The sequence below is a fragment of the Vibrio sp. 1249-1 genome, assembly GCF_033340495.1.
In genome coordinates this window covers 1-564 of the sequence record NZ_JAWOWJ010000946.1, presented here as the reverse complement: position 1 = coordinate 564, position 564 = coordinate 1, and the positions used below count along the sequence as shown (strand labels likewise).

General features: G+C 48.9%; 1 protein-coding gene. It reads right to left on the bottom strand.

Annotated elements, in window-relative coordinates; all coding sequences use genetic code 11:
- On the bottom strand, positions 1 to 564 hold a 564-nt coding region (locus R7Z50_RS29845), incomplete at both ends, for an FHIPEP family type III secretion protein (protein ID WP_318150060.1).

The window sequence follows — 564 nt, the reverse complement described above, 5'->3', positions numbered from 1 at the left end:
AGCGAACATCAGCCGCTAACAAAATCGGGTCTTTCGCGTTTTCTGAAGACTCCAGCATGGTATTCGCAATGGTTCGGATGTCTTTTAGTGGCACCTGATCAAGCAATAGCTGGCGGTACACTTTGAGCTGTTGAGCTGGGTTAAGTGCAGCGGCTAAGGCTTCTGCCAATTTCGGCGCTTGTTGGGTTAAGCGCTGCGTCATCGCTTCTACATCATCGTGTGTAAACAATTCTGCAAGGTTGGTTTTCATGATTTTGCTGATGTGTGTTGCGATCACGGTACCGTCGTCCACGACTTGGTAACCCATGTTGAGTGCCTTCGCCTTGTCTTGATGTTCAATCCAAACCGCAGGAAGTTGGTAAGCAGGATCGCTCCCTAGAATGCCATCGATTTCACCGTAGGTGTCGCCAACGGCAATCGCCATTAAACGCTCTGGTTCGATGAAGCCCTGCTCAATCACTTCACCATTAAGCGAAATGGTGTATTGGTTCGGTTTGAGGCTTAGGTTATCGCGAATGCGAACTTCGGGTAGAAGAAAACCTACCTGTTCTGAGAGGTTACGAC